Here is a 22,824-nt window from a genome sequence, read left to right on the forward strand (position 1 = left end):
GGGCTCATGCTGCCATGACGACGCCTCCTGAGTGCTGCGCCTGCGGCTCGCACGACACGACGACGGTCCTCGACCTCGGTGACGTCCCGATCGCCGATGCGTTCCCGCCTGTCACCAGCGCACCCGAGGGAGATCCGGCGGGCGACGTGCGACACCCGTTGGCGATGGCGCTGTGCCGGCAGTGCGGGCTGGCGCAGATCGCGCAGGACGACACCGAGCCCGAGCAGCCTCTGGGCGTCGAGCCGCGGGCCCTGGTCGAGCAGGCCGAGCGCGCCGTCGCGATCGCGGACGCTCGCGGCTGGCTGCCCGGCCGCACCGTGCGGGAGTTCCCCAGCCCGCACGGCGGCACGTGGCTGCCGCTCGTCGTGCGTCGAGGGCACGTCGTGACCGACGGCCCGGCGTCCGTCGTGCTCGACAGCTTCGGCGTGATGCACGAGGCCGACCAGCGTGGCGCGTGGCGGGCGCGCGCCGATGCCACGGCACCCGACGGCGTCCTGCTGGTGCAGTTCCACTCGCTGGCCGCGATCCTGCGCCACGGCCAGTGGTCGTCGCTGCGGCACGGCCATGCCGCGTACTACTCCTTCACGTCGCTGAGTGGCCTGCTCGCGGCCGTCGGCATGTCGGTCGTCGGGGTCGAGACGTTCGACCTGTACGGAGGGACCGTGCTGGTCGCGGCCCGTCACGGTCGGTACCGGCCCGATGCGGCCGCCCGGGCGATGCTCGCCGAGGAGGCCGATCTCGGGGTCACCGACCCCGTCCGGCTCGGCCGGCTGCAGGCCGCGGTCGACGCCGACGTGGCGGGCCTGCGCGCCTGGCTCGATGCGCGCGCGGACGAGGACGTGCGCGTCATGGGCTACGGCGCGGCCTCCGTCGCCGTCGCGCGCCTGGGCCTGGCCGGCATCGACAGCCACGTGCTCGAGGCCGTCGCCGACGTGTCGCCGGCCAAGCAGGGACGACGGATGCCGGGCACCGACATCCCCATCATCTCGCCCGCCGCCCTGGTCGAGGCGTCACCCGACCGCGTGCTGCTGATGCTGCCCGACCTGCTGCCCGAGCTCGAGCAGGCGTACCCCGAGCTCGCGGGTCGCTGGATCGTCAGGACCGACCGTGACTCATCCTGATCGCCTCGTCGGGCATGAACTCGCCGCCGTAGGTGCCGCGTCCGACACCGCAGTCGCCGTCGGACGTCGCGGGAGCCTTGATCCACAGGTTGAGGTCGAGGCCGGCGTCGTCCCCGACCGGACCGGGCTCGTGCCCCAGCTGGCGCCCCGACGGGTTGCACCACTCGAAGTCCCAGTCGGGGTTGCCGTTGCGACCCGTGTCGACGACGTAGCGCGGGTCGCGCAGGCCGTGGGCGGCGACGAGACGCGCGCGGATCTCCTGCGCGTAGGCGTTGATCTCGGCGTCGGGCGCGTACGAGCTGACGTTGACCGCGAAGCCGACATCGTCGGACACTCCCACCTCGGCCAGCAGGTCGGCCATGCGATCGGTCTCGACCGAGCCGGACGACGTGCCCGCCTCGACGTAGACGCGGGTGCGCGGATTGCGCTCGCCCAGCGTGCGGACGGCGTAGCGCAGCGACTCGATGCGCTCCGTGCGCGCGGCCCCGTCGGGGGTCTGGCGGTCGACGAACCACAGCGCGTCGGGCTCGACCACCACGACGGCCCGAGTGTCGCCGATCGCCGCCGAGACCTGGTCGACCCAGGCCGCGTAGGCCTCGAGGTCGGCGGCGCCCTGCGCGCCCGACAGCCCGTCGTCCCGTCGCGGGACGTCGTAGAGCACGAGCTGCACGGTGCGGTCCTGCTGACGTGCGAGATCGATCAGCTCGAGCGCGCCGGCATCGCCGTCCGACCCCACGAGCCAGAAGGCGTCGGGCTGCTCGGCGATGCGACGGACGACGGCCGGGTCGGTGCCGCCGCCCTGCCGGTCGACCCACGCCTTGGCCTCGCTGGGCCCGCTCAGCAGGCCGTTGCCGAGAGCGACGTCACGCACCTGCGTCGTCTGCTGCCAGCCGTCGTGGGTCAGGCCGACGAGTCCCAGGACGACGACAGCCGTCGCGAGCGCGCGCCTCATGCATCGTCCGTCAACAGGGCCCACTGGCGGTGCTGGCGCGTGTCTCCGACAGGCGGGGCGGCCCATCCCTCGCAGACGAATCCGGCCGCGGTCAGCGCGCTCTCGAGCGCGACGTCGTCGACCGGAACGAACCAGGCGATGCGCCGCAGGTCGCGACCCACCGACGACACGACGTCGGCCACGAGCTGTGCCGCGCGCTCGTCGGGCACCGTGGACGAGCACTCGGCGGTCGACGTCCCTGCGTCGATGCGGCACGTCAGCCCGGGTGCGGTGGGGGCCGCCGACGCGGCGACGGCAGGCTGCCCGGTCCTCGCGCGCCGCGCTCTCCGCACGCCGATGCGGGCCACGGCCGGCAGCATCTCGACGGTGCGCCCCACCCGTCGTACAGCTGCCCGATGCATGTCCTCCATGGTAGGTCGGCAGGCGGAGAGGTGCCGTGTCGATGAGTGACGCCCGACCCCTGAGGGTCCTGACGATCGGGCCGGCACCGCTGTCGGCCGACAGCCGTGGCGGCATGGCCACGGTGCTGACCCTGATGGCGGCCCATCCCGATCCGCGGGTCAGCATCCGCGTGGTCCCGACCTACGCCGATCACGGCGTCGTGCGGCGCACGCTGCTGGGCGTGCGGGGCATGCTGCTGGCCTCGGCGCTGGTCATGGCCGGACGCGCCGACGTCCTGCACGTGCACCTCGCCCACGGCGGCAGCGTCGTCCGCAAGGCGCTGCCGCTGGCCGCGGCAAGGCTGCGCGGCGTCCCGACGGTCGTCCACGAGCACAGCTACGACTTCGCCGGCTGGTTCGACGGCCTGCCGCCGCGCGTGCAGACGCTGGTGCGCCGTGCCGTGGCCGCCGACGTGTGGCTCGTGCTCGCCGACCACCACGTCGCCGACTTCGGCGGACGCCTGGGCATGGACGAGCGTCGCGTCCACGTGCTCCACAACCCCGTCGAGCTCGCGCGAGGCGTCGAGGCACCGCGGGCACGTCCGCCCGGCCGGGTCGTGCAGGCCGTGTCGCTCGGCCGTCTGGGGCACCGCAAGGGCAGCTATGACGTCGTGGCGGCGGTCGCGTTGCTGCCGGCGGACATGCGCGCCCGGCTACGCGTGGTGCTGGCCGGTGACGGGGAGATCGACGAGGTGCGCCGCGCGGTCGACGACGCCGGCGTGGGCGACGTCGTGGAGGTGCGGGGCTGGCAGGATCCGGCCGAGCGCGACGCCCTGACCCGTGCGTCCCAGGTCTTCCTGCTGCCGTCGTACGAGGAGGGCTTGCCGATGGCGATGCTCGAGGCGATGGCACAGGGGCTGGCCCCCGTGGTCTCCCCGGTCGGCGGCATCCCCGACGTCGTCCGCGACGAGGTCGAGGGCCTGCTGGTCGAACCCGGCGACGTGACCGCGCTCAGCACCGCGATCCGCCGGCTCGTCGAGGACGACGAGCTGCGCGTGCGCGTCGCGTCGGCGGCCCTGTCGCGGTCGAAGCACTTCGACGTCGACGGCTGGTACGACGACCTCACCGACCTGTGGATCCGCCTCGTCGACCGGCGGCGCGACCGACCGCGACGCTGAGCGCCTCGGCGACCCGCGGCCGGCTGTGCCGCTCGACGTAGGCCTCGCGCGCCCGGCATCCCGCGCGGACGGCCTCGGCCGGGTCGGCCAGCACGTCGAGCGCGTCGGCCAGCCCGCGGACGTCGTCGACGCCCACGACGGGGCCGCCCGGCGGCTGCAGCTCGGGCAGGGCGCCCTCGGGCGACACGACCGGCATGACGCCGAGCTGCATCGCCAGCACCTGCACCCCGCTCTGCGTCGCGCGGCGGTAGTGCACCAACGACGCCTTCGCCCGGGCGAGGGTGTCGAGCTGGTCGGCGTAGCGGAACGGTCCGCGCTGCCACCGCACCCCGTCGGGCAGCTCGCCGGGTGCCTCGCCGTCGCCGATCAGCACGAGCTGGTCGCCGCGGTAGCGCGGACCGGAGCGATGGAGGGTCCACGCCTCGAGCGCCACGGGGATGTTCTTGTAGCCGTTGAGCCGGCCGCTGAGCACGAAGTCGCGGCGGTCCTCGGCCTCGACGAACCGTGGCACGGCCGCGTCGGCGACGTCGCTGCTGAGCGGCACGAGCGCCTGCGGCGTCCGGTCGACCCGCCCGGCGACGAACTCGCTGAAGAACAGCGTGAGGTCTGCTCCTGCGCCCCAGCGGTCGAACAGCGACCGTTCCCACCGCGGGCGCTGCTCGCCGGAGTCGTGGGGGCGGTCGTCGTGCACGACGTCGATGCGGGGCACCCCGCCGCCGAGGGTGAGCCAGCGAGGGTCGCGCACGAGCTCGGTCACGACGACGTCGGCGCCGAAGGCGAGCGCCTCGCGGCGCACGCGCAGGAACGGGCGGTACGTCGACGGCTGCTTGGGACGAGGGTCGAGCACCCACTCGTCGTCGCGCGCGGGGCCCGACTCGGGGTGCTGGTCGGACGTCACGAGCCGGACCTCGTGGCCCACCGAGCGCAGCGCGTCGGCGTGGATACGGGCGAGTGGTCGCATCCACGGCGAGAGCCACAGGACCTTCACGACAGCACCTCCGCGATCGCGTGCTCGTAGGCATCGGCCAACGACTCGATCGTGTAGTGGTCACGCATGCGCTCCAGACCGCGGTCGGCGATCCCGGGCAGGGGGCTCCGGTCGTCCAGCACCCCGGCCAGCGCCGCGCGCCATCCTGCGACCGTCACGTCGTCGACGACGATGCCGGCCCGCCCGTGGTCGAGCATGTCGGGCACCGCGCACGTCGCCGATGCCATGACGGGCAACCGGCGAGCCATGGCCTCGAGGATCGTCAGCGGGAACGCCTCGGACCGGCTGGGCAGGCACACGACGTCGGCCTCGGCGAAGGCGTGGTCCGGCCCGGGCGACCAGCCTCGCCAGCGGACGCGGTCGCGCAGGTCGTCGGGCGTCAGCGCCTCGAGCCGCTCGCGGTCGGGACCGTCACCGAAGATGTCGAGCGTCCAGGCGCGGTCGCGCAGGCCGTCGAGCGCCTCGACCAGCAGGTGCGGGTTCTTGAGCTCGACGATGCGCGACATCATGACGAGCCGCAGCGGGCCGTCGTGGTCCTCACGGGGCGGCACCTCGGCCAGCCCGTCACGGTGGGCGACGCCGTTGGGTGCGATGAACCACCGGCGGGCGACGTCCTGGTGGGCCGAGACCTCATCGCGGTGGCGAGGCGACAGGGCGATGAACCCGTCGGCGCGGCGCATGGCCCGGCCGAGCCCCGTCGAGTAGGTCGCCGCGTCGGGATCGGGTGGCACGTGCGCTCCCACGAGCCACCGACGGTCGGCGCGGTGTCGTCGCCACAGGGTGCCGAAGCCGGTCTCGGTGTTGGTGTCGCCGGTGACGACGACGGCCGGCCCGGGTGGGAGGTCGACGGCAGGCGCCCACCACGGCTGGCGGACGACTCGCACGGTGTGGGGGATCTCGGCGACCAGCGGGCCGAAGCGCTGCATCGCGACGATCGTGACGTCGTAGCCGCGGCGCACCAGCTCGGTCGCCAGCACGACGTGGTGCCGCTCGGCCCCGCCGTAGACCAGCTGGTTGATCGTGAGGACGACTGCCGGCCGGCCGCTGGCAGCGAGGCCGGCCCGCTGGCGCCGCTTCGAGCGCTGCACCCGGTCGAGCGCCGAGGTGCCCGCGAGGTAGAGGTCGCCGCGCAGCGACCCGCCGGTGCCGGCGTGCTCGATCTGCAGCGCGATGTTGGTGCGTAGCAGGTCGTGCGACCGCCGTGAAGCCACGGCGTCGGACGCCACGGTGCCGTTGGCCTCGTGCAGCACCCCGGTCTCGTCGGCGAGCACGAGCCGCCAGCCGGCCGAGCGGGCGCGCTGCTGCCACTGGGCCTCCTCGCCGTAGAGGAAGTACTCCTCGTCGAACGGGCCGATCTCGTCCCACGCCTGGCGCGAGACGGCCAGGCAGGCCCCGGTCAGGTAGCCGTCGACGTCATCCGGACGCTCGGCGTAGAGCTCGGACAGGGGCGTGCGCCGCAGCTGCTCGGCGTAGCCCGCGGCCGACACGAGGGCGCGGACGACGCCGCGGCGTCGGTGGGCGACGTCCCACGGTCGTCCGCCCGGACCCGTCGCGGGAGTGAGGGGTGCGGCAGCCGCCACCCCCGGAGTGCGGACGGCCGCGAGCGTCGCGGTGAGCGGTCCCTGCACCACGGCATCGGGGTTGACCAGCAGCAGGTCGTGACCCGGCACGGTCGCCGCGAGCGCGTTGACCGCCGCGGCGAAGCCGATGTTGGGGCCGCCACGGTGCCAGTGCACGTGCGGGTGGTCGGCGACGACCGTGTCGAGCTCGGCGGCATGCTCCGCCGAGTTGTCGTGCACGTGGACGGGGACGCCGGGCAGGTGCTGCGCGAGCGCCGCGAGACAGGTGCGCAGCAGGTCGGGCGTGCGGTACGCGACGCAGCAGATCGCGAGGGGACGGGTCATGGCACGGACACCTCGCGGTCGTCGGCCGCCCCAGCGTCGAGCATCGTCCTGACCGTGGCGATCTTCACCGGCCCGACGACGAGGTTGGCCAGGAGATAGGCGACGCCGGCACCCGCCAGGGCGAGCAGCACGGGTGCCCCGTGCAGCAGCAGGGCGGTGGCGGCGGCCGCTGCCAGCGAGACCGTCAGGCGTATCGCGAAGGCCCACGGGGTGCGGTAGGCGCAGCGCCGCGACAGCCTCCAGGACGCGACGACCTGGCCGATGAGCTCGGTCACGAGCAGCGCCAGCGCGGCCCCTGCGGCGCCCCAGAGGGGGATCAGCACCAGGTTGAGCACGATGTTGATGCCCAGGTTGACGACGTTGAGCCGCACCAGGAATGCCTGCTCGTGGGCGGCGAACAGGGCCTGGCTGACCGTGCCGTTGAGGAACGTGACGCCGACGGCCACGAACAGCAGCGCCAGCGTCGGCGTGCCGTCGCCCACGAACTCGTCCGAGCCGATGAGCCGCATGACCGGTCCGGCCAGCACGAGCCCCACGACGGCGATGGGGGCGCCGATGAACAACATGGTCTCGACGCTGCGGGACGTGAAGTGCGAGAACCGGTCGCGGTCGCTGCTCCACAGACCCGTCATCGACGACAGCGTCGACGTGGCGAAGAAGGTCGGGATGACCGAGAGCGTGAACGCCAGGGTCGAGGCCAGGTAGTAGGTGCCGACCTGCAGCGGGGAGTCGAGCAGGCTCAGCAGGACGCCGTCGATGCGCCAGTAGAGGACGCCGATGACCAGCACCGCTGTCTGGGGCAGGCTCTCGCGCAGGAGCTCCCAGCTCTCGCGGACGGCGAACACCGGCCGCCAGCTCAGGATGCGCGAGGCGGCCACGCCCTGCACGACCAGCACGACGAGCGGCGGGACGACCTGCACCACCGCGAACCACATCAGGCCGGCGTCGGTCTGCAGCAGCGCCAGCGTCAGGGCCAGCGACAGGGCGCGGCTCGCGAAGTCCGACCACGCGACGGCCGCGAACCGCACCGTCGCGAGGAACACGGGCTGGACGCACGTGCTGACGGTCGTCATGGCCAGGCCCGCCGCGACGATCGGCAGGACGGCGGTGACCTCGTCCTGGCCCGAATAGACCACCAGGCCGCTGACCGTCGTGATGATCGTGAGCGGGATGCCGTAGACCAGCGACAGGCCCGTGTTGACGCGCACGAGACGCTCGAGATCGCCCTGTCCTGACGTCACGCGGCGCACGACGACGGCGCCGATGCCGAGCTCGGTGAAGCTGGTCCACAGGCTCACGAAGACGATCGCCGTCGTGAGGTGGCCGTACGACTCGCCGCCCAGGTGTCGGACCGTCAGCGCCACCGTGACGATCGACGCGATCATGCCGAAGACGCGGAACACCAGCTGGTAGCCGAAGGCCGCCGCCATCCGCCGCACGGTGGGCGGAGACACCGACGGCGCGGCGCTGGAGCCGGTAGGGTCGGCTCCTGACGGCGACGAGGGGAGGTCTGGCGATGCGGTGCTTCGTGCCCCTTCCGGACGGGACGGTCGCTGCCGACTGGGCTCGTCGCTCGGAGCGTGGGGAGGTTCCGGACTCGTCGCCATACGGGCTCCACCACCTCCAGGATCACGGTCTCGACGTCACCTTCGGTGATCGTGCGCTGACGGGCCCCTGGGCCCGGGTCGCGCGGTCGCTGCGCTATCGGACGTCGGGGCTCGAACCGGTCGAGGCGTTGCGGGACCTCCGCCGGATGTCACGAAGTGAGAGTGACGTCGTGCTGGCTTATGACGAGAGAACCGGGGTTCCTGCGGCGTTGGCTGCGCCACACTCGCGCTTCGCCCCCGTCGTGACCGGGATCGGCTGGCTGACGACCCGCGACGAGACCGAGCCGCTGCAGCGTCGCCTCGCCTCGCGGGCCCTGCCGCGCGCCGCCGCCGTCTGGACCCAGTGCAGCGCGATGGTGCCGGTGCTGGCCCGGGAGTGGCGGCTCGACCCCCGCCGCGTCCACTACGTGCCGCTGGGCATCGACACCGACTTCTACGCCGAGCAGCCGTGGGAGCTCGCCACGCCGACCGTGTCGAGCGCGGGGGAGGACCGCTACCGCGACCACGACCTGCTGGTGCAGGCGGTTGCACGGGTGCGAGACGACCTCGGCTCGGTGCGACTCGAGCTCGCGACGGGCCTGCCGGTCGACCTGCCGGACGATCTCGGGACGCTCTACACGGGGCGCATGGGAGGTCGAATGCGCGATCTCTACGGACGCTCGACCGTCGTGGCGATCGCCCTCAAGCCCACCAGCACCGGATCGGGGCTGACGGTCGTCCTGGAGGCGATGGCCAGCGGCAGGCCGCTCGTGGTGACCGACAACCCCGGGGTCTCCGACTACGTCGAGCACGGCGTCACGGGCCTGCTCGTGCCGCCGGGCGACGTCGATGCCTTCGCGAGTGCGCTCCGTCAGGTGCTCGCCGACCCCGAACGGGCCCGCGCAATGGGCCGTGCCGCGGCCGAGCGAGCCCGCAGCGACTTCACCTCGGCGGGCATGAGCGCGGTCCTCGCCCGCATCCTGCGCGCCGCGGCCTGACCGGCGCTCCTTGAGCCCCTGGTGGGCTCGAGGGGCGAGGCGGTCACCCCGCGGCGAGGACGCGCAACCGTTCCCGCACGGCGGGCGTGTTCTCGAGCCGCCAGATGTCGTGATCCGTGGGCACCCCGTCGTAGAGCCTGAGCTGTCGGGCCATGGCCGCCTGTTCGAAGCCGCTGGCGGTGAGCATGCGCGCAGGGCCGGGATTGCTGACCGCGACGGGGGCGACGATCCATGGGATGGTCGGCCGACGCTCGAGCAACCACAGGGCTGCGCTGACGATGATCCACGTGGTCTGCCCGGGTGTGGTCGCGCTGACCGTCCACATCGAGCACTCGGCCAGTCCCGACCGGCGGTCCAACGAGAACGTGCACTCGCCGAGCACGTGCCCCTCGTCGTCGACGGCCAGCAGCGGCTCGAGCATGCCCTGTCCGGTCGCCTCGCGATCCTCCAGGACGTGCTCGACCCAGGCCGTCAGCGTGACGTCGTCGCCGAAGGCAGGCCGCAGCCGGTCGGCATCGCGCAGCCGGGCGGCACGCCAGGCCGGGCCGTCGGAGATCCTGGCGCGCCGCAGCAGGATCGTGGTGCCGTCGACCCGCTGGGGGCCGACCGTGTCGAGCGCCACACGACGAACCAGACGACTGCGGACGTCCCGGCCGTCATGGTTGCGCCCGACGATGCTCATGCAACTGGAGAGTAGTTGCCGGTGCCGAAACGTGCCGGACCAATCGGACGACGACGTGGAGGACGAGCTGTGAGGGTTGACGAGCTGGTGCGGTCGCTCACGAGGAGGCCCATCGCCCTGCTGCTCGTCGTGCTGATCGGCGCCCTCGGTGCCGCCTACGGATACAAGACCGCGTCGAGCACGTACGAGAGCCGGGCCGTCGTGCTGATCATCCCGCCCACGGCCACCGACGGCGGTCCGGGCACCAACCCCCTGGTCAACCTCGACTACAGCATCAGCCAGCTCGCGCTGACCGTCAGCACCCAGCTCGAGGGCGACGCGGTGCGCGACGCCGTCGTGGCGGCCGGCGGAGACGGCGTCTACTCCGCCGACACCCTGAGCAGCGACAACGCGGCCGTCGCGCAGCTGACGCCGCTGGTGTCGCTGACAGCCTCGGGTGGCAGCGCCGATGGTGCGCAGGCAGCCGCGACGGCCCTCGTCGAGCAGGCGTCGGTGCAGCTCGCCGCGATCCAGACCGCCGCGGGGGTGCCGGCCTCGTCACAGGCCAAGGCCGTCGTGTCGGCCGAGCCCACCACCGGCGTCACCGCCGGCAACGCCCAGCTGCGGGCCGCAGGCATGACCGGTCTGGCGGCCGGGTTCGCTGCGCTGGTGGCGCTCGTCGCCCTCACGCCGCTGCTCGGCGGACGTCAGGGGGGCGGCACCGGCTCGGGCGTCCCGCGGGCCGAGGTACGGGCACTGCTCCAGGACGAGTGGCAGCGCAGCGGGCGCAACGTCCCCTTGACCCGGGCGGAGGCCAAGCAGGCGTGGCGCAGCGCCGAGGGACGGCTCGCGGCGGCGCGGCGGTCGGGCACGGCGCAGATCGACGCGCCACGTCCGGTGGGCCGCGCGGGTCGTGGCTGACCCAGGGGCCGTGCGCGCCCCCCACACGTTGACGTCCCCCGTGGTCGTCGACGACCGCGTCGGGGCGGGCGCGACCGTCGTGGCCGTCATCTGCGGCTGGCTCCTCGCGACGCGTCAGTCGATCGTCGTCCCGTTCACGCTGGGCCTGACACCGGTCTCGATCGCCTGGTACGCCGGAGGTGTCCTGCTGCTGCTGTGCTGGCTCGGACGGCAGCCGGTCCGGCAGCTCCACCGGCCCGCGGCCCTGATCGCGATGGCGATGCTGCTCGCGACCCTCGTGTCGAGCGCGTCGCTGATGCTGCGCGGCCCCGTCGGCGACCAGGCCTCCCAGTCGACGCTGCTGGTGACCCGCGAGGTCGGCATGGTCGCGGCCGTCCTGCTCGTCATGGTCGCGATCGGCAGCCTCGCCGACCTCGCACGCGTCGTGCAGGGCATCGTGGTGGGTGCCGCGATCAGCGCGGCCCTGGCGCTCGTCCAGGCGGGCACGGGCATCGACCTCGCGGGATCGCTGGTCCTGCCGGGGCTGATCGACCAGGGCAGCACCGCGACGGTCGGCGAGCTGCTGCGGGCCGGGGCCGTGCGTCCCGCGGGCAGCGCAGGCCACCCGCTCGAGCTCAGCGCCGTCCTCACCGCGGTCTTCCCGCTCGCGCTCGGCCTCACGCTGTCGCGCCGTGCCCGCGACGACATCAGCTGGCCGTGGGCGGCGGCGTCGACCGTCATCGCGCTGGGTGCCGTGTCGACGATCTCGCGGTCCGCGTTCGTCGGCATCGCCGCGGCCCTGCTCGTGATGGCGTGGCGGTGGCCCGTCCGCCGGGTCGTCGTCGGCGGCTCCGCCCTCGCGCTCGCGGTGCTAGCAGCGGTCGTCGCCGGCGTGCCCCTCGTGTCACGGCTGGCCGACGTGCTCGTGAGCGGGACGTCCGACAACTCGGTCGGCTCGCGCTCGTCGGGCCTGTCGTACGCGCTGCAGCGATTGCCCCAGCACTGGCTCCTCGGGCAGGGGTCCGGCACGTACGACGTGTCCGAGCAGCCCGTCCTCGACAACTACTACCTGACCCGGCTCGTGGAGTCGGGCATCGTGGGCCTGCTCGCGCTGGTGCTGCTGCTCGGGGGTGCCCTCTGCATCGCCTTCCGGGCGTCGCGACGCGGTCTGGCGTCGCCCGATCCGGGCGCGTTCGAGCTGGTCAACGGCATCGTCGGCTCCATCACGGCGGTCGCGGTCGTGGCGTTGATCCTCGACATCGGCGGCTTCGCGCAGATCTCGACGCTCGTGTACGTCCTCGTGGGGCTCGCCGGGGCAGCCGCGCTCGCCACCTCGCCCGTCAGCACCGACATCACCTCGACCGCCGGGAGCATCCATGACTGAGCCCTTCCTGCCCGTCTCGACCGCCCGTCAGGCGCGGCTGCACGAGCTCGTCCCCGGCGGGGCGCACACGTACGCGCGTGGGTCCGACCAGTACCCCGACGGCATGGCGCCCGTGCTGACCCACGGCGCTGGGGCGCGGGTGTGGGACGTCGACGGGCGCGAGTACGTCGAGTACGGCATGGGGCTGCGGTCGGTGACGCTCGGCCACGGCTACGCGCCGGTCGTCGACGCCGTCACCGCGGCGATCGCCCGCGGCACGAGCTTCAGCCGTCCCTCCGAGCTCGAGCTCGTGGCTGCCGAGCGGTTCCTGGAGCTCGTCCCCACCGCCGACATGGTCAAGTTCGCCAAGAACGGCTCCGACGCCACGACCGCAGCCGTGCGGCTCGCACGAGCTGCCACGGGGCGCTCCAAGGTCGCGATCAGCGACCAGCCCTTCTTCTCGGTCGACGACTGGTTCATCGGCACGACCGACATGTCGGCCGGCACCGACCGCCAGGCGCGTGCGCTCACGGTGCGCTTCGCGTACAACGACCTCGACTCCCTCGAGCACGCGCTCGCCGGCGACGACGTCGCGTGCGTGTTCCTGGAGGCGGCCACCGGATCGGCCGAGCCCGATCCGGGCTTCCTGGAGGGCGTGCGCGCCGCCTGCGACCGGCACGGCACCCTGATGGTGCTCGACGAGATGATCACGGGGTTCCGGTGGTCGGCGCACGGTGCGCAGCACGTCTACGGCGTCACGCCCGACCTGTCGTGCTGGGGCAAGGCGATGGGCAACGGGTTCGCCGTCGCGGCGCTCGCCGGCCGGCGCGAGGTCATGGAGCTCGGCGGTCTCAACACCGACGCCGACCGGGTCTTCCTGCTGTCGACGACCCATGGCCCCGAGACGACAGGTCTCGCGGCGTTCCTGGCGGTCGCGGACGCCTACACGTCCGGTGATCCGGTCGGGCTGATGGAGCAGGCCGGCCGTGATCTGGCCGCTGGTGTTCGTGCCGCGGCGGAGGCCGCCGGTGTGGCCGAGCACGTGACGGTCTCGGGTCGGCCGTCGTGCCTCGTGTTCGGCACGCGCGGCCCCGACGGCGTCCCCAGCCAGGCGTGGCGCACGCTGTTCCTGCAGGAGCTGCTGCGGCGGGGCGTGCTGGGCCAGTCGTTCGTGACCTCGGCGGCCCACAGCGCGGACGACGTCGCCCACACCGTGTCGGCCGTGGCCGCGGCGTGCGCGGTCTACCGGCAGGCGCTCGACACGGGCTCGGTCGACGGATTCCTCGTCGGCCGACCCGTGGCCCCGGCCCTGCGTCGCTCCGCGGCTCCGCGGCGGCTCTGACGCCGGCGCGGGGCTACCCGGGCTGGCTCAGAGGGCGCTCATCTTGGAGCAGGGGAGCGGGATGTGCTTGGCACCCTCGCCGAAGTCGACCTGGGCCGACGTCGTGCCCTGCAGGCTGATGATGCGGCCCATGCCGTAGGTGTCGTGCGAGACGCGTGCACCGACCTCGTAGACCTCGTGCACCACCTCCGGTCCGGCCTGGAAGGGACTGGATGCGTGGTAGCGGCGCTTGCGGGGTGTGGTTGCCATCGTTCGTCCATCCTTGCACCTTCGGGCGGCACAGACCAAACAATCGGGTCAGTTGGTCTGCTCCCACAGGTCGGTCCAGGCGATGTCGAGGTCGGCGACGAGCACGCGCAGGAGCGGCAGCGACAGGCCGACGACATTGTGGTGGTCGCCCTCGATGCGCGTGACGAACGCCCCGCCCAGGCCGTCGATCGTGAACGCACCGGCGACGTGGAGCGGCTCGCCCGTCGCGACGTAGGCGTCGATCTCGGCATCGGTGAGCTCGGCGAAGTGCACGACCGTCGCCGCGGTCTCGACGACCTCCTCGTCGCCGCGCCGCACGCAGTGACCCGTGTGGAGCACCCCCGTGCGTCCCCGCATGCGTCGCCAGCGGTTCCGCGCCTCGGCGGCGTCGTGGGGTTTGCCGAAGATCTCGCCGCCGAAGGCCAGCACGGAGTCGCAGCCGATCACCAGGGCGTCGTCGTCGACCCGGGCGGCGACGGCACGGCACTTGAGCTGTGCCAGCGCGGCGGCGAGGTTGCCGGCGTCGGTCGAGGTGATGACGGTCTCGTCGACCCCCGACACGATGACCTCCGGCTCGATGCCGGCCGAGCGCAGCGTCGCGAGCCGTGCGGGCGACTGGGACGCGAGAACGATTCTCATGGCAGCACCAGTCTCATCGCAGCGCCCCCTCGTCGTAGCGCTGGCGGACGACCTCGAGCCGGTCGTCGGCCAGCAACGTCGCGATCAGCGCGGCCGAGCCGCCGACACCCGTCCAGGTGCCCTCGACGCTGGTCGTCACGAACCACGCGTGATCGGCCGGCCACATCAGGTTGGGGCTGTTGATGTCGCGGGGCACGCCGCCGCCGTAGCCCGCGGCACCCCACTGGCCCGCCTCGGCCACGGGACCCTCGAACAGCAGGTGCTCCTCGCCGTTGACGGTCAGCAGGGGCCCGGCCATGACGTGCGGCGGGAACGCCGGAGGCGGGGGAGCGACGGGCTTCTCGCGGGTGAAGATGCGACCGGGCCACTTCGGCGGCCCCGAGAACGCCGTCAGGAAGCCGGCGGCCTCGCCGCCGTGGATGTCGCCGTAGCCCTCCCAGAGCGCGAAGAAGCAGCGGCCCGGCGTCGTGGTGTGCGGGGCGAGGTCCGACACCAGCGCGGCGAGCAGGACGTCGTCGAGGTGGCCCTCGAAGCGCTCCCCGTCACCCGTCGTGGTGTGCAGCACGCGGACGTAGGCCTCGAACCCCGACGGCCCGACACGAGCCCGCAGGGACGTAGGAGCAGGGTCGTGCACGAACCAGTCGGCGACCGACAGATCAGGACGAGGGCGCAGGGTCACGGGTGCCCCCCGCTCGCGCGAGATGTCGGCACTTCTGGACGTGTTGTCACGCCAGAAGGGTCGATAAGTGCCGACATCTCGGGGGTCAGCGACCGAAGGACGAGCGACGCCACTGGTCGGGACCGAAGACGTGCGGGGGACGCACCTGGCGTGCGGGGTGGCCCCACTCCGAGCGGAGTGACGGCTTGGTGCCCGATGCGGCGTGCGCGGCGGCGGCGTTGCGGGCCGCGACGACCGCGACCAGCGCAGCGAGCTCCTCGGCCGTCAGGTCGCCCTTGACGACCCGCAGGACGGGCTTGTGGGACGCCTCGTCCGTCTCGCCCGTTGAGCCCGTCGAAACGTCCGATGACTCGCTCACAGCGGGATGTTCCCGTGCTTCTTGGGCGGCAGCGTCTCGCGCTTGGTGCGCAGCAGGCGCAGGCCCTTGACGATCTCGGCGCGGGTCTGCGACGGCTCGATGACCGCGTCGACGTAGCCACGCTCAGCCGCGAGGTACGGGTTGCACAGCGTGTCCTCGTACTCGGTCATGAGCTGCGCGCGCAGGGCATCCGGATCGTCGGAGGCCTTGAGCTCCTTGCGGTACAGGATGCCGACGGCACCCGAGGCACCCACGACCGCGATCTGGGCCGACGGCCACGCGATGTTGAGGTCGGCACCGAGGTGCTTGGAGCCCATGACGTCGTACGCACCGCCGTACGCCTTGCGCGTGATGACCGTGATGAGCGGGACAGTGGCCTCGGCGTAGGCGTAGATCAGCTTGGCACCGCGGCGGATGATGCCGTTCCACTCCTGGTCGGTGCCGGGCAGGAAGCCGGGCACGTCGACGAACGTCAGGACGGGGATGTTGAAGGCGTCGCAGGTGCGCACGAAGCGGGCGGCCTTCTCGGACGCGTCGATGTCGAGGCACCCGGCCAGCTGCATGGGCTGGTTGGCGACGATGCCGACGCTGCGGCCCTCGACCCGTCCGTAGCCGATCACCAGGTTCGGCGCGAACAGCGGCATGACCTCGAGGAAGTCGCCGTCGTCCAGCACCGACTCGATGACGGTCTTGATGTCGTACGGCTGGTTGGCCGAGTCGGGGATCAAGGTGTCGAGCGCATAGTCGACATCGTTGCGCTCCAGGTCCGCGACCTCGTCATAGGGGGCGGGCTCTTCCATGTTGTTCTGCGGGAGGAACGAGATGAGCGCCTTGGTGTACTCGATCGCATCTTCCTCGTCGGCACCCATGTAGTGGGCGTTGCCCGACTTGGTGTTGTGGGTGCGGGCGCCGCCGAGGTCCTCCATCGAGACCTCCTCGCCCGTGACGGTCTTGATGATGTCGGGGCCAGTGATGAACATGTTGGACGTCTTGTCGACCATGATCACGAAGTCGGTCACGGCGGGGGAGTAGACGTGGCCGCCGGCGTTGGCACCCATGATCAGCGAGATCTGGGGGATGACGCCCGAGGCGTGCACGTTGCGCTTGAAGATCTCGCCGTACAGGCCGAGCGAGACGACGCCCTCCTGGATGCGCGCGCCGGAGCCCTCGTTGATGCCGATGATGGGGCAGCCCGACTTGATCGCGAGATCCATGACCTTGGTGATCTTCTCGCCGTACACCTGACCGAGTGATCCGCCGAAGACGCTGAAGTCCTGGCTGAAGACGCACACCTGGCGGCCGTCGATCGTGCCGTAGCCGGTGATGACGCCGTCGCCGAGGGGACGGTTCTTGTCGAGGCCGAAGTCGGTCGCGCGGTGTCGGGCCAGCGCGTCGAGCTCGACGAACGAGCCCTCGTCGAGCAGCTGGTCGATGCGGTCGCGGGCGCTCTGGCGGCCTCGCGCGGACTGCTTCTCGTGCGCGCGGGCGGCCATCTCGACCAGCGCCGTGTCACGCCGCTCGATGAAGTCCGCGAGCTTGCCGGCGGTCGTGTGGAGCTCGGGCTTCTCGACGATCTCTTGTTCGGTCACGGGGGTCAGCGTAACGATCGTCACGCGGGATGGATATGTGAGTCTGTTCTCATGTCCTTCCGCGACCTCGACCGTCCGCCTCTCGACGCGGGGGCGCTGCGTGCCGCCCTGACGGGTCCGGGCCGGTTCTGGACCGAGGTCGTCGTGACGGCCGAGACAGGCAGCACGAATGCAGACGTCGCAGCCGCGGCGCGCCGGGGAGCACCCGAGGGGACGGTCCACACGGCGGACGTGCAGACGGCCGGCCGCGGGCGGCTCGACCGATCGTGGAGCTCGCCGCCCGGTTCCGGGGTCATCGTGTCGGTGCTGCTGCGCCCCGACGCCGTACCGGCGGCCCGCTGGGTCTGGCTGCCCCTGCTCGTGGGCCTGGCCGTCGACGCCACGGTGCACGAGTGCGGGGTCGAGTCCGGCCTCAAGTGGCCCAATGACGTCCTGGTCGACGGACGCAAGATCGCCGGCATCCTGCTGGAGCGGGTCGAGACCGATCTCGGGCCCGCCGCCGTCATCGGCGTGGGGTTGAACGTGTCGCTGCGTCGCGACGAGCTGCCGGTCGAGACCGCGACGTCGCTCGTGCTCGAGGGGGCCACCGAGACCGACCGCACGATCGTCCTGCGAGCGTTCCTGCGCAACCTCGAGGCGCTCTACCGGGCGTGGTCGGCCTCGGGCGGCGACCCTGCCGCCGGCATCCGCGACTCCTACGTCCGCCGGTGCGTGACGATCGGCGCGACCGTGCGAGTCACGCTGTCCGCCGACGAGGTCGTCGAGGGTCTGGCCACCGGGCTCGACGAGCACGGGCGCATCCTGGTCGACGGGCGGGCCATCAGCGCGGGAGATATCACCCACCTGCGTCTCGCAAGGTGACAGAATCATCAGCATGGGTGCCGAGCGGTGCCCACTTTCAACGGAGAAGATGACGTGAGCCTGCCCCGCAAGCTGATGATCGACGGCGAGCAGACCGTCGAGACGACCCGCACCCACGTCAAGAGGCTGTTCCTGCCCTTCCTGGTCCTGCTGGTGGTCTGCGTGGCCGCCGGGTTCCTGATCGCCCAGATCGGCGACAAGAGCGACGACAAGGTCGGCTGGGTCATCGTCGGCATCGCGGTCGTGCTGGTCGTGTGGGGATCGCTCATCCCGTTCCTGAGCTGGTACCTCTGGACCTACACGCTGACCAACAAGCGCATCGTCGAGCAGAAGGGCATCCTGACCCGCACGGGCCGGGTCATCCCGCTCAGCCGCATCAACGACGTCGCGTACGAGAAGAACCTCAACGACCGCATCCTCGGCTGCGGCACGCTGATCATCCACGACGCCAGCGAGCAGGCCGGGCTCGAGCTCGACGACATCCCGCGCGTCGAGGCGTTCCACCGCACCGTGACCAACCTGGTGTTCGAGCGACACGAGTCGCAGAAGAACGATGAGTCGGTCTGACGCCGACCGCGCCGACCTGCGCGACACCCTGGCGAGCCTGATCCTCGGGCACGAGCTCACGCTGACGAGCTCCGAGGTCACCGAGAAGGGCGGCATGGACCACTCGCGCGGGCTGCGCCTGTGGCGTGCCCTGGGGTTCCCCGAGACGGGGGACGGTCTGGCGTACGGGGAGCCCGACGTCAAGGCGCTGGTCGCCGTCGCCACGGCGCTCGACGGCGAGATGCTCGACGAGGCGACGGTGCTGCGCATGACGCGCGGGCTGGGGGCCACGATGGCCCGGCTCGCCGACTGGCAGGTCTCGGCGTTGATCGACCAGATCGAGCACGACGTCGAGGACGGCAAGTCGGTCACGCGCCTGCACGCCGCGGCCGAGCTGGCCCGTTCGGCGGCACCGGGCTTCGAGTACCTCATGATCTATGCCTGGCGGCGTCACCTGGCGGCCGCGGTCGCCAGGGTCGAGGCGCTGGGTGCCGCCGACGCCGAGCTGCTGTCGACGACCATGACGGTCGGATTCGCCGACCTGTCGCGGTTCACGTCGCTGTCCAACGGGCTCGACGACAACAGCCTGGGCGACCTGGTTGAGAACTTCGAGACCCGCTGCGCCGACATCATCACGGCCCACGGTGGCCGGGTCATCAAGACCCTCGGAGACGCCGTGCTGTTCGTGACGGAAGATCCTCGGCAGGGCACGCGGACGGCGCTCGACCTGGTCCGGCAGATCGCGTCGCGCACCGAGCTGCCCAACGTCTGCGTCGGCCTGGCCACCGGATCGGTCATCAACCGCCTCGGCGACGTCTACGGCCCGCCGGTCAACCTCGCGGCGCGGCTGTCGCACGTGGCCCGCAGCAACCGGGTGCTGGTCGACGCCGCGACGGCCGAGGCGCTCGGCGACGAGTTCGACACCCGCACCCTGCCGCCTCGACCGTTGCGTGGCTTCGGCAACCTGTCGCCGATCACGGTGAGCGAACGGCGCGGTTTCCGGTCCCGATAGGCTGCGTGCCGTGACGACCCCAGATCTCGCCGTCATCGGCGGTGGACAGCTCGCCCGCATGATGCAGCCACCAGCCATCGCCCTGGGCCTGCGCATCCGGCTCCTGGCCGAGGGTCCCGACGTGTCGGCGGCGCAGGTGATCCCCGACCACGTCGTCGGCGACCACACCGTGCTGGCCGACCTGCGCGCGGTCGTCGCCGACGCGCCCGTCGTGACGTTCGACCACGAGCACGTGCCGCCCGAGCACCTCCGGACGCTCGACGCCGAGGGGCACGCCTGCCGCCCGGGGCCGCACGCCCTGCTCTACGCGCAGGACAAGGCGGCCATGCGGTCGCGCCTCACCGAGCTCGGCGTGCCGTGCCCCCGCCACGCGCCGATCGCCACGCCCGCCGACCTCGAGGAGTTCGGCTACCCGGCCGTGCTCAAGACGACCCGCGGCGGCTACGACGGCAAGGGCGTCTGGGTCGTGCGCTCGGCCTCGGACGCCGACGAGGCGTTCGCCGCCGACCGGCCGCTGCTGGCCGAGGAGCTCGTCGACTTCCGCCGTGAGCTGTCGGCGCTCGTCGCCCGCAACCCGTCGGGCGAGGTGCGCTCGTACGCAGTCGTCGAGTCGCGGCAGGTCGACGGCGTGTGCGCCGAGGTCGTCGCCCCGGCCCCCGACCTCGATCCGTCTCTGGCGGCCGAGGCGCGCTCCCTCGCTGAGCGGATCGCGACCGAGCTCGACGTCACGGGCATCCTGGCCGTCGAGCTGTTCGAGACAGCCGACGGACGCCTACTCGTCAACGAGCTGGCGATGCGTCCGCACAACACGGGTCACTGGTCGATCGACGGGGCCGAGACCAGCCAGTTCGAGAACCACCTGCGCTCGGTCCTCGACCTGCCGCTCGGCTGCACCCACGCCCGCGCGCCCTGGACCGTCATGGTCAACGTGTTGGGCGGCAGGGTCACCGACCTCGAGGCGCAGCGGACGGTCGTGCTGGCTGCCGAGCCCGACGTCAAGGTGCACCTCTACGGCAAGTCGGTCAAGGCCGGTCGCAAGGTCGGGCACGTCACGGCCTTCGGCGACGACCTCGACGACGTCCTCGCACGGGCCCGCCACGCGGCCGAGCTGTTCACCACCGGCTGAGGCGCGCTGCTCGTTCCTCGCAGCTCCGACGACTCGTTCCTCGCCGTCGCCAGGCTTCGCCTGGGCGCCTGCCTTCTCTCGCTGCGCTCGCTCGGCCCGTGGTTGGGTTGGGGCCCTGGTCGCTCGGTAGGGTTTGGGCATGACTGATCAGCCGCGTGTCGGCATCGTGATGGGGTCCGACTCCGACTGGCCGACGATGGAGGCCGCCGCGACGGCCCTCGCGGAGTTCGGCATCGCGTACGAGGCCGATGTCGTCTCGGCCCACCGCATGCCCGACGAGATGCTGGCCTACGGTCGTGAGGCGCACGGCCGCGGCATCGAGGTCATCATCGCCGGCGCCGGGGGTGCAGCCCACCTGCCGGGCATGCTGGCCGCCGTGACGCCGCTGCCCGTCATCGGCGTCCCGGTGCCGCTGAAGTACCTCGACGGGATGGACTCGCTGCTGTCGATCGTCCAGATGCCGGCTGGGGTGCCCGTCGCGACGGTGTCGATCGGCAACGCGCGCAACGCCGGCCTGCTCGCGGTGCGCATCCTCGCGACCGGCGATGCCGAGCTCACCGACAAGATCGTGGCGTTCCAGGCCGACCTCGCCGACGTCGCCCGGGCGAAGGGCGAGAAGGTCCGCAACCCTGCCACGGGCGGTGCCGGCTTCCGCTGACCCGCACGCAGATTCCCAGGTTCACCTGGGTTTCTGCACCGTCCCGGAGCAGGATTCGGGGTGACGCCGGAAACTGTCACCTCACCTCGGTCGCAACCGGGGTCAGGCGACAGAAAACCAGGTGCACCCCGACAACTTCCGGGGTGCACCTGGGAAACCGCGGACGGGGGCGGGACGACGTCAGGCGTCGGTGTGGTCGTCGGGGACGAGGCGCAGCGTCTTGTCGGACCAGCGACGCAGATCGGCCAGCAGCGAGGTGTCCTGCATCAGGTCGGTGCCGTACGACGGCATCATGTCGACGAGGCGCGGTCGCCAGGCAGCCAGCCGGTCGGGGAAGCACGTCTCGAGCACGTCGACCATCGCGGCGACGGCGGTCGACGCGCCGGGCGATGCTCCCAGCAGCCCGGCGATCGTGCCGTCGCGGTGTCTGACCGCGCACGTCCCGAACTCGAGGGTGCCCGAGATGCCGTTGCGGCGGATCGTCTGCACGCGCTGGCCGGCGGTGATGAGCTCGAAGTCGTCGCCGTCGATGCTGGGGGCGAACTCGAGCAGGCCCTCGACCCGCTGGTCGCGCGACTTCAGCAGCTCCTTGACCAGGTAGACCGTCAGCGGCATCGAGTTGAGGCCGACGCCCAGCATCGAGAACAGGTTGTTGGGCTTGACCGATCGCACCAGGTCGGTGAGGTGGCCCTCTTTCAGGAACCGCGGCGAGAAGCCGGCGTAGGGGCCGAACATCAGGCTCGCCTGTCCGTCGACGACGCGGGTGTCGAGGTGGGGGACCGACATCGGCGGGGCCCCGACGGGCGGCTTGCCGTAGACCTTGGCGTGGTGGCCGGCAGCGAGGTCGGCGTTGGTCGTGCGGAGGAACTGTCCGCTGACCGGGAAGCCGCCGAAGCCGCGGATCTCGGGGATGCCCGACTTCTGCAGCAGGTGCAGGGCGCCGCCGCCGGCACCGACGAAGACGAAGCGCGCGTTGACGCGGGTCTTCTGACCGGTGCGGGTGTCCTTGACCGTGACGGTCCAGGTCGAGTCGGCGTTCTGCTTGAGGTTGCGCACCTCGTGCTCGTAGTTCAGCTCGGCACCGCCGTCGGCGAGGTGGCCGAGCAGCTGGCGGGTCAGCGAGCCGAAGTCGACGTCGGTGCCGCCGTCGCTCCAGTTGAGCGCGAGCGTCTCGTCGTCCGAGCGACCGGCCGACATCAGCGGCAGGCGGCGGGCGATCTCGTCGCGGTCGTCGAGGTACTCGATGCCCGCGAACAGTGGGTTGTCGACGAGCGCCTCGTGACGTGCCTTGAGGTACGCCGCATCGGCGTCGCCGCGCACGAAGCTCACGTGGGGGACGGCGTTGATGAACGACGCTGGATCGCCGAGGAAGCCCTGCGTGACCCCGTGGGCCCAGAACTGCCGGGAGAGCTGGAACTGCTGGTTGACCGTGATCGCCTTGGAGACGTCGACCGAGCCGTCGGTACGCTGCGGCGTGTAGTTGAGCTCGCAGAGCGCCGAGTGCCCGGTGCCGGCGTTGTTCCACGGGTCGGAGCTCTCGCGCGCGGGTCCGCTGAGCCGCTCGAACAGGCTGATGCTCCAGTCGGGCTCGAGGCTCTTGACGAGTGCACCGAGCGTGGCGCTCATGATGCCCGCCCCGACGAGGAGCACGTCGGTGTGGACGACCGCCGGGGTGCGGCGGTCAGTGGGGACGAGGGGGGAGCGTTCGGTCACGCGACGATCACCGTGATTCAG

Annotated in this window: 23 protein-coding genes; 11 read left to right on the forward strand and 12 right to left on the reverse strand. The window is 72.1% G+C overall.

Annotation, left to right across the window (positions count from 1 at the left end):
- Window positions 1-14 precede the first annotated feature (14 nt).
- On the forward strand, window positions 15-1,121 hold the full coding sequence (locus JOF40_RS10295; RefSeq protein WP_129185329.1) for a class I SAM-dependent methyltransferase: 1,107 nt from the start codon (window positions 15-17) through the stop codon (window positions 1,119-1,121).
- Here the strand turns inward: JOF40_RS10295 and JOF40_RS10300 are convergent.
- Together JOF40_RS10300 and JOF40_RS10305 are read right to left on the reverse strand one after the other, a co-directional pair.
- Window positions 1,096-2,073, reverse strand: a complete 978-nt coding sequence (locus JOF40_RS10300) for a glycoside hydrolase family 6 protein (protein WP_188111929.1) — start codon at window positions 2,071-2,073, stop codon at window positions 1,096-1,098. The two genes, JOF40_RS10295 and JOF40_RS10300, sit on opposite strands and share 26 nt — an antisense overlap.
- Window positions 2,070-2,474 carry a hypothetical protein gene (locus tag JOF40_RS10305; protein ID WP_188111930.1) on the reverse strand — a complete coding sequence of 135 codons (405 nt, stop codon included), beginning with the start codon at window positions 2,472-2,474 and terminating at the stop codon, window positions 2,070-2,072. The genes JOF40_RS10300 and JOF40_RS10305 overlap by 4 nt, the downstream gene beginning before the upstream one ends.
- A gap of 41 nt (window positions 2,475-2,515) precedes the next feature.
- Here JOF40_RS10305 and JOF40_RS10310 point away from each other — a divergent pair, with 41 nt between their 5' ends.
- Window positions 2,516-3,631 (forward strand): glycosyltransferase family 4 protein, encoded by a 1,116-nt coding sequence (locus tag JOF40_RS10310; protein WP_129185327.1) that lies wholly within the window; start codon window positions 2,516-2,518, stop codon window positions 3,629-3,631.
- Here the strand turns inward: JOF40_RS10310 and JOF40_RS10315 are convergent.
- The 3 genes from JOF40_RS10315 to JOF40_RS10325 are packed head-to-tail and all read right to left on the reverse strand — an operon-like array spanning window position 3,576 to window position 7,977.
- Window positions 3,576-4,619 carry a glycosyltransferase family 4 protein gene (locus tag JOF40_RS10315; protein ID WP_209674507.1) on the reverse strand — a complete coding sequence of 348 codons (1,044 nt, stop codon included), beginning with the start codon at window positions 4,617-4,619 and terminating at the stop codon, window positions 3,576-3,578. The genes JOF40_RS10310 and JOF40_RS10315 overlap by 56 nt on opposite strands.
- Window positions 4,616-6,523 carry a glycosyltransferase gene (locus tag JOF40_RS10320; protein ID WP_129185326.1) on the reverse strand — a complete coding sequence of 636 codons (1,908 nt, stop codon included), beginning with the start codon at window positions 6,521-6,523 and terminating at the stop codon, window positions 4,616-4,618. The genes JOF40_RS10315 and JOF40_RS10320 overlap by 4 nt, the downstream gene beginning before the upstream one ends.
- Window positions 6,520-7,977 carry an oligosaccharide flippase family protein gene (locus JOF40_RS10325; protein WP_209674510.1) on the reverse strand — a complete coding sequence of 486 codons (1,458 nt, stop codon included), beginning with the start codon at window positions 7,975-7,977 and terminating at the stop codon, window positions 6,520-6,522. The genes JOF40_RS10320 and JOF40_RS10325 overlap by 4 nt, the downstream gene beginning before the upstream one ends.
- Window positions 7,978-8,039: 62 nt before the next feature.
- Here JOF40_RS10325 and JOF40_RS10330 point away from each other — a divergent pair, with 62 nt between their 5' ends.
- Window positions 8,040-9,107, forward strand: coding sequence for a glycosyltransferase family 4 protein (locus JOF40_RS10330; RefSeq protein ID WP_129185324.1), 1,068 nt, complete (start codon window positions 8,040-8,042; stop codon window positions 9,105-9,107).
- A gap of 43 nt (window positions 9,108-9,150) precedes the next feature.
- Here JOF40_RS10330 and JOF40_RS10335 read toward each other — a convergent pair whose 3' ends face one another.
- A complete protein-coding gene (locus JOF40_RS10335; RefSeq protein WP_129185323.1) occupies window positions 9,151-9,789 on the reverse strand; it encodes a GNAT family N-acetyltransferase in 639 nt (212 codons plus the stop codon).
- 69 nt (window positions 9,790-9,858) lie between these two features.
- Here JOF40_RS10335 and JOF40_RS10340 point away from each other — a divergent pair, with 69 nt between their 5' ends.
- From JOF40_RS10340 to JOF40_RS10350, 3 genes are read left to right on the forward strand one after another with little or no spacing between them, the layout of a single operon-like run.
- The gene (locus JOF40_RS10340; RefSeq protein WP_129185322.1) at window positions 9,859-10,689 is read left to right on the forward strand and encodes a hypothetical protein; all 831 of its coding nucleotides are present in this window, start codon (window positions 9,859-9,861) and stop codon (window positions 10,687-10,689) included.
- Between the two features lie 10 nt (window positions 10,690-10,699).
- Window positions 10,700-12,052 (forward strand): O-antigen ligase family protein, encoded by a 1,353-nt coding sequence (locus tag JOF40_RS10345; protein WP_129185321.1) that lies wholly within the window; start codon window positions 10,700-10,702, stop codon window positions 12,050-12,052.
- Window positions 12,045-13,373: a glutamate-1-semialdehyde 2,1-aminomutase gene (locus JOF40_RS10350; RefSeq protein ID WP_129185320.1), complete on the forward strand. Its 1,329-nt coding sequence runs from the start codon at window positions 12,045-12,047 to the stop codon at window positions 13,371-13,373. Before JOF40_RS10345 ends, JOF40_RS10350 begins: the two co-directional genes overlap by 8 nt.
- A gap of 27 nt (window positions 13,374-13,400) precedes the next feature.
- Here JOF40_RS10350 and JOF40_RS10355 read toward each other — a convergent pair whose 3' ends face one another.
- The 5 genes from JOF40_RS10355 to JOF40_RS10375 form a co-directional block, all read right to left on the reverse strand.
- A complete protein-coding gene (locus JOF40_RS10355; RefSeq protein ID WP_129185319.1) occupies window positions 13,401-13,622 on the reverse strand; it encodes a hypothetical protein in 222 nt (73 codons plus the stop codon).
- A gap of 48 nt (window positions 13,623-13,670) precedes the next feature.
- Window positions 13,671-14,261: a Maf family protein gene (locus JOF40_RS10360; RefSeq protein WP_129185318.1), complete on the reverse strand. Its 591-nt coding sequence runs from the start codon at window positions 14,259-14,261 to the stop codon at window positions 13,671-13,673.
- A 13-nt stretch (window positions 14,262-14,274) separates the two neighbouring features.
- The gene (locus JOF40_RS10365; protein WP_129185317.1) at window positions 14,275-14,940 is read right to left on the reverse strand and encodes a hypothetical protein; all 666 of its coding nucleotides are present in this window, start codon (window positions 14,938-14,940) and stop codon (window positions 14,275-14,277) included.
- 85 nt (window positions 14,941-15,025) lie between these two features.
- Entirely contained in the window at window positions 15,026-15,298 is a 273-nt protein-coding gene (locus JOF40_RS10370) for an acyl-CoA carboxylase epsilon subunit (RefSeq protein WP_129185316.1), read from the reverse strand.
- Window positions 15,295-16,887 (reverse strand): acyl-CoA carboxylase subunit beta, encoded by a 1,593-nt coding sequence (locus JOF40_RS10375; RefSeq protein WP_246153001.1) that lies wholly within the window; start codon window positions 16,885-16,887, stop codon window positions 15,295-15,297. The genes JOF40_RS10370 and JOF40_RS10375 overlap by 4 nt, the downstream gene beginning before the upstream one ends.
- Before the next feature lie 51 nt (window positions 16,888-16,938).
- Here JOF40_RS10375 and JOF40_RS10380 point away from each other — a divergent pair, with 51 nt between their 5' ends.
- From JOF40_RS10380 to purE, 5 genes are all read left to right on the forward strand, one after another.
- On the forward strand, window positions 16,939-17,748 hold the full coding sequence (locus JOF40_RS10380) for a biotin--[acetyl-CoA-carboxylase] ligase (protein WP_129185315.1): 810 nt from the start codon (window positions 16,939-16,941) through the stop codon (window positions 17,746-17,748).
- Window positions 17,749-17,802: 54 nt separating this feature from the next.
- On the forward strand, window positions 17,803-18,315 hold the full coding sequence (locus tag JOF40_RS10385) for a PH domain-containing protein (RefSeq protein WP_129185314.1): 513 nt from the start codon (window positions 17,803-17,805) through the stop codon (window positions 18,313-18,315).
- Window positions 18,302-19,306, forward strand: coding sequence for an adenylate/guanylate cyclase domain-containing protein (locus JOF40_RS10390; RefSeq protein WP_129185313.1), 1,005 nt, complete (start codon window positions 18,302-18,304; stop codon window positions 19,304-19,306). The genes JOF40_RS10385 and JOF40_RS10390 overlap by 14 nt, the downstream gene beginning before the upstream one ends.
- A gap of 10 nt (window positions 19,307-19,316) precedes the next feature.
- Window positions 19,317-20,432 carry a 5-(carboxyamino)imidazole ribonucleotide synthase gene (locus JOF40_RS10395; RefSeq protein WP_129185312.1) on the forward strand — a complete coding sequence of 372 codons (1,116 nt, stop codon included), beginning with the start codon at window positions 19,317-19,319 and terminating at the stop codon, window positions 20,430-20,432.
- A gap of 139 nt (window positions 20,433-20,571) precedes the next feature.
- Window positions 20,572-21,090: a 5-(carboxyamino)imidazole ribonucleotide mutase gene (gene purE, locus JOF40_RS10400; RefSeq protein WP_129185311.1), complete on the forward strand. Its 519-nt coding sequence runs from the start codon at window positions 20,572-20,574 to the stop codon at window positions 21,088-21,090.
- Between the two features lie 180 nt (window positions 21,091-21,270).
- On the opposite strand, the gene mqo is transcribed toward purE, so the two are convergent.
- Window positions 21,271-22,803 (reverse strand): malate dehydrogenase (quinone), encoded by a 1,533-nt coding sequence (gene mqo, locus JOF40_RS10405; RefSeq protein WP_209674519.1) that lies wholly within the window; start codon window positions 22,801-22,803, stop codon window positions 21,271-21,273.
- Window positions 22,804-22,824: the final 21 nt, after the last annotated feature.

This window comes from Aeromicrobium fastidiosum (genome assembly GCF_017876595.1).
GTDB classification, from domain to species: Bacteria; Actinomycetota; Actinomycetes; order Propionibacteriales; family Nocardioidaceae; genus Aeromicrobium; species Aeromicrobium fastidiosum.